Annotated in this window: 9 protein-coding genes and 2 pseudogenes; 7 read left to right on the top strand and 4 right to left on the bottom strand. The window is 68.9% G+C overall.

Annotated elements, in window-relative coordinates; all coding sequences use genetic code 11:
- Positions 1 to 33: 33 nt before the first annotated feature.
- Entirely contained in the window at positions 34 to 1,320 is a 1,287-nt protein-coding gene (locus ACQPWU_RS37575; RefSeq protein WP_433430196.1) for an ROK family protein, read from the bottom strand.
- Positions 1,321 to 1,560: 240 nt separating this feature from the next.
- Between ACQPWU_RS37575 and ACQPWU_RS37570 the strand changes: the two genes are divergently transcribed.
- The 3 genes and pseudogenes from ACQPWU_RS37570 to ACQPWU_RS37560 all read left to right on the top strand — a co-directional run.
- Complete coding sequence (locus ACQPWU_RS37570; protein WP_433430194.1) at positions 1,561 to 2,832, top strand: ROK family protein; 1,272 nt, start codon at positions 1,561 to 1,563, stop codon at positions 2,830 to 2,832.
- A 115-nt stretch (positions 2,833 to 2,947) separates the two neighbouring features.
- Positions 2,948 to 4,726 carry a PQQ-dependent sugar dehydrogenase gene (locus tag ACQPWU_RS37565; protein ID WP_433430192.1) on the top strand — a complete coding sequence of 593 codons (1,779 nt, stop codon included), beginning with the start codon at positions 2,948 to 2,950 and terminating at the stop codon, positions 4,724 to 4,726.
- 38 nt (positions 4,727 to 4,764) lie between these two features.
- A pseudogene (locus ACQPWU_RS37560) lies at positions 4,765 to 4,929 on the top strand (hypothetical protein); the annotation flags it as partial.
- A 23-nt stretch (positions 4,930 to 4,952) separates the two neighbouring features.
- Here the strand turns inward: ACQPWU_RS37560 and ACQPWU_RS37555 are convergent.
- Positions 4,953 to 5,129, bottom strand: a complete 177-nt coding sequence (locus tag ACQPWU_RS37555) for a hypothetical protein (RefSeq protein ID WP_433430191.1) — start codon at positions 5,127 to 5,129, stop codon at positions 4,953 to 4,955.
- Between the two features lie 29 nt (positions 5,130 to 5,158).
- On the opposite strand from ACQPWU_RS37555, the pseudogene ACQPWU_RS37550 reads away from it, so the two are divergent.
- Both ACQPWU_RS37550 and ACQPWU_RS37545 read left to right on the top strand, forming a co-directional pair.
- Positions 5,159 to 5,257 (top strand): annotated as a pseudogene (locus ACQPWU_RS37550) (OmpL47-type beta-barrel domain-containing protein); the annotation flags it as partial.
- 33 nt (positions 5,258 to 5,290) lie between these two features.
- Positions 5,291 to 5,806 carry an FIMAH domain-containing protein gene (locus tag ACQPWU_RS37545; RefSeq protein WP_433445386.1) on the top strand — a complete coding sequence of 172 codons (516 nt, stop codon included), beginning with the start codon at positions 5,291 to 5,293 and terminating at the stop codon, positions 5,804 to 5,806.
- Between the two features lie 46 nt (positions 5,807 to 5,852).
- Here the strand turns inward: ACQPWU_RS37545 and ACQPWU_RS37540 are convergent, their stop codons facing one another.
- Together ACQPWU_RS37540 and ACQPWU_RS37535 are read right to left on the bottom strand one after the other, a co-directional pair.
- Positions 5,853 to 8,609, bottom strand: coding sequence for a glycosyl hydrolase family 95 catalytic domain-containing protein (locus ACQPWU_RS37540; protein ID WP_433430190.1), 2,757 nt, complete (start codon positions 8,607 to 8,609; stop codon positions 5,853 to 5,855).
- A 292-nt stretch (positions 8,610 to 8,901) separates the two neighbouring features.
- Positions 8,902 to 9,822, bottom strand: a complete 921-nt coding sequence (locus ACQPWU_RS37535; RefSeq protein WP_433430188.1) for an aminoglycoside phosphotransferase family protein — start codon at positions 9,820 to 9,822, stop codon at positions 8,902 to 8,904.
- A gap of 312 nt (positions 9,823 to 10,134) precedes the next feature.
- Between ACQPWU_RS37535 and ACQPWU_RS37530 the strand changes: the two genes are divergently transcribed.
- Together ACQPWU_RS37530 and ACQPWU_RS37525 are read left to right on the top strand one after the other, a co-directional pair.
- Positions 10,135 to 10,299 (top strand): hypothetical protein, encoded by a 165-nt coding sequence (locus tag ACQPWU_RS37530; RefSeq protein ID WP_433430187.1) that lies wholly within the window; start codon positions 10,135 to 10,137, stop codon positions 10,297 to 10,299.
- Between the two features lie 277 nt (positions 10,300 to 10,576).
- Entirely contained in the window at positions 10,577 to 11,578 is a 1,002-nt protein-coding gene (locus tag ACQPWU_RS37525) for a zinc-dependent alcohol dehydrogenase family protein (RefSeq protein ID WP_433430185.1), read from the top strand.
- Positions 11,579 to 11,591 lie beyond the last annotated feature (13 nt).

The raw sequence follows: 11,591 nt of genomic DNA, 5'->3' as shown, positions 1-11,591 counted from the left end.
CGCCGGGCGGGACGTGGAGGTGGATGCGAGGGCTCAGGGGGACGGGGGGATGGCGATGGTGGTGGGGTCGGCCAGCACCCGTTCGACGACGACGCCGGCCGCTCCGCGCGAGGCGGCGCCGAAGCCGAGGTCGGAGGCGACGAACCGGCACCGTTCGGCGGGAGCGGCCATGCCTATGCGGCGCAGCTCCGCGTGGGCGACGGGGATGAGGCGGTCGGCGAGCCGGGCGAAGTAGCCGCCCAGCACGATGACTCGTGGGTTGAACAGGTTGACCAGCAGCGCGGACCCGCGTCCGAGCCACCGGCCGACCTCCGTGACGGCCGCGTCGACCCGGGGATCCCCTTCGGCGTGCCGCTGCTCGATCTCGGCCAGCCGTTCCTCCGGATCGCGGACGAGTTGCCGGCTCCTTCCGTAGGCGTGGTCGGGGGTGGCCATGCGCACCAGCGCCGCCAGCCCGACCTTGGTCTCCCAGCAGCCGACGCGGCCGCAGCCGCACTGCTCGCCGGACGGGTCGACCATGACGTGGCCGACCTCGCCGGCGAACCCGTCCGCGCCACCCAGCGGCCGGCCACCGGAGATGACACCACCGCCGATGCCCACCTCGCCGGTGAGATAGACGAGGTCGGACGTGCCCGCCGCGACGCCCGAGGTGTACTCGGCCAGCGCGGCGAGGTTGGCGTCGTTGTCCACCGCGATCGGCACGTTCGGGGGGATGTCCGCGCGTGCCAGCCGTTGGGTCACCGCCACCCCGTGCCAGCCGAGGTTCGGGGCCACCACGACGATGCCCGTGCTGTCGACCAGCCCGGGGACGGCGATGGTGATCCCGGCCGGTGCGACCCCGAGCCGGTCGAGGTCGGCGAGGGCCCGCTCGATCACCCGGGTCAGCTCGTCCAGGGAGCGTTCGGGGCTGGACCCCATGGCGTCGAAGCCGAACCGCCGGTCGATCAGCACCCGTCCGGCCAGGTCGGTGGCGAAGGCGGCGATGTAGTCGACGTTGACCTCCACGCCGAGGGCGCCGACCCGCGAGCCGTCCAGGAGGAGCGCGAGGCTCGGGCGGCCGACGGAGCCCGCGTGCTGCGGGCCCGTCTCCTTGAGCAGCCCGCGCGCCTGCAGCTCGCTCACCAGGCTGGTGACGGTGGTCTTGTTCAGGCCCGTCTGGACGGCGACCGCCGACCGGGAGCACGGCCCGTGCTCGCTGACGTGGCGCAGCACCAGAGCGAGGTTGGAGCGGCGCACCGTGGCCTGGTCCGCGGGCAGGCCCACGGAGCCGACGCGACCCTTCACGTCGGTGGTGCGCCCGTCCGCCTTGCTGTGGTGCACGCCGCTCCCTAATTAGTTTGCATGGCTGGCCGAATTAAAAGCATCCATTACGGGATGAAACAAGTGAAAAAACGTTTCAAGCTCTGTAACGGTCTGGAAACGCGCCCGAATTCTCTGGGTGACCTGCGGCGGAGCAGCGCGTTGCCAATTCGTTATCCACCTCGGGGGTGCGGACGTGGACATCTTGGTGTTACAACCTTCATTAATTGATATTGGAGACAAATAAAGGGCAGGTGAAGGGTGACGGACGAGCCGTACCTCGCCCGCCCGGGTCCTCCGGTCGGCTCCGTCTCGGTGCGCCGCGCGAACCTCTCGCTCGTGCTGCGCCAGCTGCGCGACCACGCCTCGCTGTCGCGGGCCGACATCGCGCAGGCGACCGGCCTGCACCGGGCCACCGTCTCCAACCTGATGGCCGAGCTGCTCGACCGGAGGCTGGTGCGGGAGGTAGGCGTCGAGCACGCGGGGGCGATCGGCCGCCCCAGGCGCGCGGTGGCGCTGCACGGCGCGCACGTCGGCGCCCTCGGCATGGAGATCAACGTCGACTACATCGCGGCGCACGGCACCGACCTCAGCGGCCGCGCCCTCGTCGAGCGGCGGGTCGTCTTCGACGCGATGAGCAGCGGCCAGGATCGCGCGCTGCGCCGGCTCTGCCTGGTGGCCGGCGAGGCCGTCACGGCCATGAAACGTGCGGGAGCCGCCCCGGCCGGCCTCGCGGTGGCGGTCGCCGGCCTGGTGAACGCGGCGAGCGGCGTCGTGACGTTCGCGCCCAACCTGGACTGGCACGACCTGCCGCTCGCGGACCGGCTGTCCGACGCGCTCGGCCCGGTCCGCGTGCCGGTGACGGTGGACAACGACGCCAACCTCGCCGCGCTGGCCGAGCACGCCTCGGGCGTCGCCGCGGGCACGCCCGACCTGGTCTACCTCACCGGCGAGGTCGGCGTGGGCGGCGGCATCGTGGCCGGCGGCCGGCTGCTGCGCGGCGCGGACGGCTTCTCGGGAGAGGTCGGGCACCTGCCGGTCGACCCGTACGGCGAGCGGTGCGGCTGCGGCCGGATCGGCTGCTGGGAGACCAAGGTCGGCCTGGCGGCGCTGGTCCGCGCGGCGATGCCGGAGCAGGCGTACGAGCTGCCCGGCTCGCCGGTGCCCGATCCGGAGGAGCGGGTCGCGGAGATGGCCAGGGGCCTGACCGCGGGAGACCCCCGCATGCTGGCGGCGGCCTCAAAGGCCGGCCGCTGGCTCGGACTCGGCGGCGCGATCGTGGTCAACCTGTTCAACCCTCGGGTGATCGTCGTCGGCGGGTACTTCGCGGCACTGGCCCCGTGGCTGCTGCCGCACGCCCAGGCGGAGCTGGAACGGCTGGCCGTGGCCGGCCCCGCCGCGCGATGCCGCTTCGTCGCCTCCGACCTCGGGTTCGGCGCCGCCTCCCGGGGCGCCGCGACCGTCGTGGTCAACCAACTCATCGACGACCCAACCTCGATCATGGATCCTCCCCCCCGGCCGACAGCTCGCTGACGGCCTCGACCGCGGAGACAGCACCCTCCGCCACACCGCAGTACCGCAAGAAAGTGGCAAAAAGCGTGGCGGCGCGCGCCTTGCCTGACGTCCCCCCAAGTCAGGAAGGATCCTCATGTCACTCCGTACGCCACGCTGGGCATCGCGGTTATCCACCGCCGCCCTGCTGACCCTCACGGCGGTCACGGGCCTGACCGCCACCCCGGCCCAGGCGGCGATGGACATCCCACCCGGCGACTACCAACAGGTACAGCTGGCCCTCGGGCCGGCCGAACTGGGCGAGCCCATGTCGCTCGCCGTCCTGCCCGACAGGTCGGTGCTGCACACCGCCCGCGACGGCACGGTGCGTCTCACCGACGCCTCCGGCGCGACCAAGGTGGCGGGCAAGCTCGACGTCTACACCCACGACGAGGAGGGGCTGCAGGGCGTGGCCGTCGACCCCGGCTTCGCCACGAACCGCTTCGTCTACCTGTACTACTCCCCCAGGCTGAGCACCCCGGACGGGGACGCCCCCGTGACCGGCACCGAGGCCGACTTCGCGCCGTGGAAGGGCCACCTGAACCTGTCGCGTTTCACGCTGAAGGCGGACGGCACCCTCGACCTGGCCGGCGAGAAGGTCGTGCTCGAGGTGCCCAACGACCGCGGTCAGTGTTGCCACGTGGGCGGCGACATCGACTTCGACGCCGCGGGCAATCTCTACCTGACCACCGGTGACGACACCAACCCCTTCGAGTCCAGCGGGTTCTCGCCGCTCGACGAGCGCACCGACCGTAACCCGCAGTTCGACGCGCAGCGCTCGTCGGGCAACACCAACGACCTGCGCGGCAAGCTGCTGCGGATCAAGCCGCAGGCGGACGGGACCTACACCGTCCCGGCGGGCAACCTCTTCCCGCCCGGCACGGCCAGGACCCGGCCGGAGATCTACGCCATGGGCTTCCGCAACCCGTTCAGGATGAGCGTGGACAGGGCCACCGGCATCGTCTACCTGGGCGACTACGGCCCGGACGCGGGCTCGGCCGACCCCGGCCGGGGGCCCGGCGGCCAGGTGGAGTTCGACCGGATCACCGGCCCGGGCAACTACGGCTGGCCGTACTGCACCGGCACCAACACCACCGGCGAGACCTACAACGAGTACACCTTCCCCAGCGGCCCCTCGGGGGCGAAGTACGACTGCGCGGGCGGCCCGGCGAACAACTCCTTCCGCAACACCGGCCTGGCCCAGCTGCCGCCCGCCAAGCCCAGCTGGATCAAGTACGGTGACGCCGGCTCACCACCCGAGTTCGGCAGCGGCTCCGAGTCACCCATGGGCGGGCCGGTCTACCGCTACGACCCCGACCTCGACTCCCCGATCAAGTTCCCGCAGTACCTGGACGGCAGGTTCTTCGCCGGCGAGTACGGCCGCCGCTGGATCAAGGCCATCGAGGTCAAGGCGGACGGCTCGCCGGGTGAGATCAGCGCCTTCCCCTGGACCGGCACCCAGGTGATGGACATGGCCTTCGGGCCGGACGGCGCCCTGTACGTGCTCGACTACGGCACCGACGCCGGCGACCAGGCGCTCTACCGCGTCGAGTACAGCGGCGGCGCGAACCACAAGCCCGTCGCCAAGGCATCCGCGGACAAGACCTCCGGGAAGGCGCCGCTGACCGTCGCCTTCTCCTCCGAGGGCAGCGCCGACATCGAGGGCGGCGCGCTCACCTACTCCTGGGCGTTCGGCGACGGCGGCACTTCGACCGAGGCCAAACCGACCCACACCTACACCGAGAACGGCACCTTCACCGCGACGCTGACGGTCACCGACCCCGAAGGGGGCACCGGCAGCGCCGACGTCATCATCACGGTCGGCAACACCGCCCCCAGCTGCTCGTCGGCGGCATCCGCTGGGCGACCGGCGTAGCCCAGGGCGACTGCGCCCTCGACACCACGCCGCCGCAGGTGTTCGCCGCCACCACCCCGGCGACTCCCGACGGCGCCGCCGGCTGGTACGTCTCCAGCGTCTCGGTGACGGTCACCGCCGCGGACCCCTCGGGTATCGCCAAGACGGAGGTCAGCGTCGACGGCGGGCCGTGGACCGTCTACACCGAGCCGGTGAGCCTGGCCGCCGACGGCGACCACAAGGTCGGCTACCGGGCGACCGACAAGGCGGGCAACATCGGCGAAGGCACCGTCCAGGTGAAGAAGGACGCCACTGCGCCGCTGACCACCGCCCAGTTCGCGCCCGCCAACGACGACGGCTGGCACGGCGGCGCGGTGCCGGTCACCCTGGCCGCGACGGACCCGGCCTCCGGCGTGGCCTCCATCGAGTACAACCTCGACGGACGGTGGCTGGAAGCCGTACACCGAGCCGGTGAACGTCTCCGGCGACGGCACGCACGCCCTCGCCTACCGGGCCAAGGACAAGGCAGGCAACGTCGAGACCGAGAAGGCCGCCACGCTGAAGCTCGACGGCACCCGCCCGACCGTGCTGATCTCCGGCATCTCGGACGGCCAGATCTACGGCGACAGCCAGGATCTGCGAATCAGCTGGGAGGCGGTGGACAGCACCTCCGGCGTCAAGACGCTGGCCGGCCGGCTGGACGACGCCCCCTACCAGTCGGGCCTCCTGCGGGCCCTGTACGAGCTGAAGCTCGGCATCCACGCGTTGAAGGTGACCGCCACCGACAGCGCGGGCAACGCGACCGAGCAGACGGTCACCTTCGGCGTCACCACGTCGACCCGTGACCTGGGCAATCTGGTCGACCGCTTCCGCGCGACGGGCCGGCTCAGCCAGAAGGCCGCCAACACCCTGCAGGCCGAGCTCACGAAGGTGCGCAAGGCAGAGGGATCGGGCAACGACGCCAGGACCGTCAAGGCGCTCGAGGGCTTCCGGGCCAAGGCGGTGGACCAGGCGCTGGTGACGGTGGAGGAGATCCGCCAGGTGCTGGCCCGCGACACGGACGCGCTCATCGCCCGCCTGTCCGTGCGGAAAGCAGGCTGACCTGTGTCGTGGCGCGCCGGGGTGAGCCGGCGCGCCACGACGGCCATCAGTTGGTGATCAGGTCGAAGGATTCCCAGGGGCCGATGGCGTCGCGGTTGGCGATGAGTGGTGCGGCTCCTGCGTTGTCGGCGCAGACGTATTTGCCGTTGGCCTGGGCTTTGAGGCTGATGGTGCCGTCGGGGTTGCTGATCTGCTGGAAGGTCTCCCAGGGGCCGATGGTGTCGCGGTTGGCGATCAGCGGTTGTGCTCCGGCGCTTTCGGCGGTGACGTACTTGCCGTTGGCCCTGGCCTTGAGGGCGATGTTGCCGTTGCCGAGGTCTACGCGGTCGAACTGCTCCCAGCCGCCGATCGCCGTGCGGTTGGCGATCAGGGGCTGGGCGCCGGCGTTCTCCGCGGTCACGTACATGTTGTTGGCACGCGAGCGCAGGCTGACCGTGCCGGACGGTGCTGACCCGGTCGGGAGGCCCAGGGTGGAAGCGGTGCCGCTCAGGGACTTCACACCCTGATTGGCGGTGCCGGCGAGCCGGGTGGTGGTGTAGGAGCTGAGCGGCTTCGCGGTGCGCTCCACCACGTAGACGGACCCGGCGGCGGTGGCGAAGCCGATCTCCGCGCTCGAGCTGGTCGCGATGGTCGCGTTGTCGGAGGTACGGCGGACGCGGACCTGCTGGGTGCCCCACGGGTTGACCACGGTGGCCTGCTTGCCGTACACGCTCTTCAGCCCGACGTACTTGACCTCGCCGGCCTCCCGCTCGGAGCTGACCAGGAGGCCGTCCTTGGCCAGCAGGGTGAACTTGCCGACGAACGAGGAGTCGGCCGGCACGGCGGGGAACACCCGGATCTTGCCGTTGTAGCTCTGCATGAGCGACTCGTTGAGCGCCGTGAGGTGCACGCCGAGGTACTCGAAGACGCCGTTGGTGTTGTTCGTCATGCCGTTCGGGTAGTTCTGGTACTTCTGCAGCATGGTCTTCATGCCGTTGTAGGCCTGGTCGCCGAGGCCCAGCCGGGCGGCCTGCACGGCGTCGTTGGACCACACGTTGCCGTAGGGGAAGGGCCGCTGGTTCCAGGTGTTGACCGCGGTCTGGTAGTCGGGGAAGCCGATCCCGGTCACGTCGTACGGCCAGATCAGCTCGGCGGAGACGTTCTCGTTGTTCCTGGTCTGTGAGATCGGCGGCTGGTGCGGCTGGTAGGCGCCGTTCGAGACCACGTAGGGCACCAGGTGATCGAGTACGTTCTGCCACGTGGACCGCAGCCCCGCGTCCACCCCGAGCTGCTGGCTGACCTCGATCGTCAGAGGGAAGATGCTGCGCACGGCGGCCAGGTCCGTGATCGCGTTGCGGACGTTCCAGTACGTCTCGTGCGAGTTGGAGTTGGCCATGTAGTACGTGTTCGTGGCCGCGTCGTGGGAGAGCATGGCCGAGTAGAACTTCGCCGTCTCACGCATGAACGGGTAGGCCACGTCGCGCAGGTAGTTCGCGTCGTTGGTGTACCGATACCGCATGTACATGCTGTAGGCGGCCTCGTAGCCGGTCGACAGGATGTTCTTGGTGTAGTCGCTGTTGATCGTGCCGCGCGCGTTGCCGTCCCAGCCCATGGTCTCCGGCACCCACAGGCCGTCCACGTTGTACCGCGTCTGGGTGTACGACTTCAGGGCGGTGTAGTTCCTGGCGTACAGGTTGTTGTGCCTGTCGATGAGGTCGGGATGGTTGGTGGCGAGGAAGGACAGGTAGACGTCACGCTGGTTCCAGTACCAGTACGCGTTGCTCCACTTCGTGTTGTCCTGGGTCGCCCTGAAGACGCCGTTGATGAAGTGGGACGGGTAGTTGCCGTAGCCGCCCGCGGCGATCATGTACGTGGACAGGTAGTAGACGTTCTCCATGTAGTCCGCGTCGCCGGAGAGACCTGCATACTGGACGAACGACTTGGCCCAGAAGGAGTGCCACCAGTTGCGGTAGTTCGTGAACGTGGTCGCGTACCCGGTGGACTTCACGGCGGCGAGCTGGTTGCGGGCCTGCGCCACCGAGTCGCGGTTGGGGGCGTTGACCCGGCCGGCCGCGGTGAACCAGATGGTGTAGCTGGAGGTGGGCGTGATGGTGAGCCGTACCGTGCGGGAGTCGACGACCTGGGTGGAGTAGCTCGCGCCCTCGACCGTGGCGGCCAGCGTGTAGCCGAACCCGTTGGCGTCGCTCTGCCCCCGGCTCAGGCCGGCGGCGCTCGCGTCGGCGAAGGTGGAGACGGTCTTCCAGGTGTTCAGGTCGGGCACGTCGCCGCTGTTCGGCAGGTTCGCGGTGTCCCACATGCTCAGGGTCAGGGCCACGTTGGAGACACCGCTTCGGCTGTCGTCCACGTGGATGCCCATCACCTCGGAGTTCGGCGACCCCATGACGGTGACGGTGCGGTTGGAGTCGTACTTGGTGGTGAGGGTGCCGTCGTACAGGGACAGCCGCTGCTGGAAGGTCGTGTATCCGGTGTCCATGCCGGGGCTGGTGGCCAGGTTGACCAGCCCCGCCGCGAACGCGGACTGCTGGGACAGGTCCACCCCCGAGGTCTGCATCGTCAGCCCGTTCTGACTCCAGACCATCGCTCCGGTACGGCCGTTGCCCACGGTCATGCCGTACAGCGGGTTGGTGTTGGGCCTGTTGTAGACGATGTCGTGTTTGGACAGGTAGCCCGCGTTGTCGACGTCGAGCGTTCCCGTGGACTGGTCGAACGCGGCGTCGGTCGGCGAAGCCAGCGCGGGAGTCCCGGACAGCAACGCGCCGATGAGCGCCAGCAGAGGGAAGGACCGTAACAACTTCTTCACCATGCTCACCTTTGGGGGGTTAGGACGGGCATGTCACGCGCAGTTAACATTGGATGTTTATGGCAGTCAAGAGCCAATTAATAGAAAAGAAACCTACAAAATCCATCACGATTCACCACATATGCGCTGATAGCAGCGAGATTCTTATCTGAGGGTTCTGGATAAGTCCCGATATATGCGACGCATAAAGGGGGCACAGTGGTCGGAGGTCTGCGTCGCGCACCCCGTCCGGACGCTCAGGTTGGAGGCGGAGTTGGGCAGCGAAGGTATGCGAGCGTGTGGGGAAGGCGATTGATCAGCGGTGGGCCGTTGCGGTGAGGCGTCGCAGTGCGGCGTGGGCGGGTGGGCCCCAGGTGGGCTTGCCGCCTGGGCGGCCGCGGACGCCGGCTTCTCCGATGAGGATGCCGCTGAGGGCGCGGAGCGCCGCCCATCCGCGGGCGCGGCGCAGGGTCGCGGCGTCCGGGGCCGGCTGGTAGGCGGCATGGAAGCGGTCGGCGGTGCCGTCCGGCAGCAGATTCCAAGCGGCGGCGAGGTCGCAGGCCGGGTCGCCGGCGCAGAGGTCGCCGAAGTCGATCACACCGCAGAAGGTGCCGTCCGCGGTGAGGATGTTGGCCGGATGCAGGTCGCTGTGGAGCCATAGCGCCGGGCCTGCCCAGCCGGGCGCGGCGGCGGCGTCTTCCCAGACCGCGCGGACGGCGTCCGGGTCGGGGATGAGCCCCAGCTCAGTGGCCGAGGCGAGCTGCTTGGTAAATCCCTCAGAGCAGCCGGCCAGCGACCCTCCGCGGCCAAAGCGGCCGGCGGGCGCCTCATCGGGGGCGGGTTGGTGCAGAGCCGTCAGGAAAGCGGCCAGGACGTCGGCAGCCTCCGCGGCGCGTGTGACGGGGGCGCGGTCGGCGGGGTCGCCCGGCACCCAGGTGGTGACGATCCAGGGTCGTGGAAACAGAGCGGAGGGTTCACCGAGGCGCTGCGGGACGGGAACCGGCAGTGGAAGGCGCGGGGCGAGGGCGGGCAGCCAGGTGTGCTCCTTGAGCAGCAGCGCGTCCGCAGACTGCGTCGCCCAGGGCAACCGGACGGCGAGGTCGTCGCCGAGCCGCCACAGCTGGTTGTCCCAGCCGCGCGCGCCGAGCCGCAAAGGGCGATCGGCCAGGTCGGGGTGCTGGTCCCGCAGCAGATCCCGAACGAACGCCGCGCCGATCTCGATCTTGGTGTGGGTCATGCGGAGCAACAGTAGTCGGGTTTCGGGCGTTTCTCGGGCCGTCAGATGTCGCTCAGGGCCGCGATGGCATCTCCATGGCCGTTGCTCGCGTTCCACTGGTCGAGGCGGTTGAGCGTGATGTGAGTCTGCAAGACGAAATCAGGGGCGTGAACGTGTCCCGGGTAGGTACCTTCGAGCCGGGGATCGCCCCCTGGCCGCTCCAGGGGTCATCGTCCCGCGCGACGGGGCCGCACTCCGAGGCTCCGAACTCGCCCTCGGTGCGGGAGCTTTTCGCGATGACTCCGAGCCAAAGCCACAGAGGAATCCGAAGAGATGATCACGCGTGGCGCACCGCTGAGCTGGAGCGTCCACACAGCACCGTCGATCCCGACGGAGATCTCAGACCTGCCGCCCGACCTGCCTCGACGCATGTGGTCGCCGATCACGGCGACGCTGATCACAGGCGAGCGGGACGCGGTGCTGGTCGACGCATGCTGACCGACGAGCAGGCCGCCCGACTGGCAGACTGGGTCGCCGCGAGGGGCTCGGCCAGATCTGCCAAAGGCTGACCGGCATCCCGGCTCGGGGGACCCTCACCCTGCGTGTAAGGAGTGGTCTTCAGGGGAGTAGTGGCCTGTAAGGGGCATTCGCTTCTTCGGTGGAAGTGGTGACGTCCGTGATCGAGGATGTCGGCGACGCGACGCCGGCTACCGTAAGTGATCATTCATTTACGACGCCGGACCTGAAGAGGCGTCCGATCCGGAGGGGTTGAGGGATGAGAGCTGTCCGAATCGCTCACCATGGTGAGCCATCCAAGGTTCTCGAAACCGAGGACGTGCCTCTCCCGGAGCCGGGGAACGGGCAAGTAAGGGTTCGTATTCTGGCGACTCCGGTGAACCCGTCTGATCTCCTCTATGTACGGGGATACTACGCAGGCGTCGAAGCCCGGTTTCCAGCGCCGGTCGGATTTGAAGGCGTCGGCGTCGTGGACGCTGTCGGGCCTGGGGTGGAAAACCTGGCCATCGGACAGCGGCTATCGGTCGTCAATGGTCAAGGGGGAAACTGGGCGGAATATGCTGTCGTCCCCGCGGGCGACCTGTTCCCGGTTCCCGATGAGATTCCCGATGAGCAAGCGGCCTCCTTCGTCATCAATCCGGCCTCCGCGATCCTCATGGTCCGCCGAGTGCTGGCGGTCCCTGGAGGTGAGTGGCTCCTCCAGTCCGCGGCAGGGTCCGAACTGGGACGCATGGTCATCAGGTTGGCCAAGCTCGATGGCATCCGTACCGTGAATATCGTCCGCAGACGCGAAGCGGCAGCCGAACTGGAACGCCTGGGAGCCGACGCCGTCATCGTGTCCACCGAGGGGCCGATCGACGAACAGGTCCGGAGCGTCGTCGGGCCGGAAGGCGTCAAGTACGCCATCGATCCGGTGGTTGGAGAAACCGGCACCCAGATTTTCCAGGCACTCCATGAGGATGGACGCATGCTGGTCTACGGCTCCCTGACGGGGGAGCCGATCCGGATCGGTCAGGATCCGCGTTACATTTTGGCGGGCCGCCGTGTTCTGGAGGTCTTCTGGCTCGGCTACTGGCTCCCGAGACTCACCGACGCAGAACGACAGCAGCTGGGGGAGGATATCGCTTCGCTCATGCGCGAGGGAATTATTGAAACCTCCCTCGGGCGTAAATACTCTCTCGACGAGATCGGTGACGCCGTAGCCCAAGCAGAGCAGAAGGGCAGGCAGGGAAAGGTGTTCCTTTTTCCCGGAAAGATGTAGCGGGAATTGGGTG

Source organism: Nonomuraea sp. CA-141351 (assembly GCF_050944675.1).
Lineage (GTDB): Bacteria > Actinomycetota > Actinomycetes > Streptosporangiales > Streptosporangiaceae > Nonomuraea.
The sequence above is the reverse complement of the archived record's forward strand: the minus strand, read 5'-3'. Positions and strand labels throughout refer to the sequence as shown.

Excerpts from the sequence above, each read along its gene's own strand:
- ACQPWU_RS37565 (WP_433430192.1), top strand. The coding sequence starts at position 2,948 with ATGTCACTCCGTACGCCACGCTGGGCATCGCGGTTATCCACCGCCGCC.
- ACQPWU_RS37555 (WP_433430191.1), bottom strand. The coding sequence starts at position 5,129 with ATGGAGGCCACGCCGGAGGCCGGGTCCGTCGCGGCCAGGGTGACCGGC.
- ACQPWU_RS37540 (WP_433430190.1), bottom strand. The coding sequence starts at position 8,609 with ATGGTGAAGAAGTTGTTACGGTCCTTCCCTCTGCTGGCGCTCATCGGC.
- ACQPWU_RS37535 (WP_433430188.1), bottom strand. The coding sequence starts at position 9,822 with ATGACCCACACCAAGATCGAGATCGGCGCGGCGTTCGTTCGGGATCTG.
- ACQPWU_RS37530 (WP_433430187.1), top strand. The coding sequence starts at position 10,135 with ATGATCACGCGTGGCGCACCGCTGAGCTGGAGCGTCCACACAGCACCG.
- ACQPWU_RS37525 (WP_433430185.1), top strand. The coding sequence starts at position 10,577 with ATGAGAGCTGTCCGAATCGCTCACCATGGTGAGCCATCCAAGGTTCTC.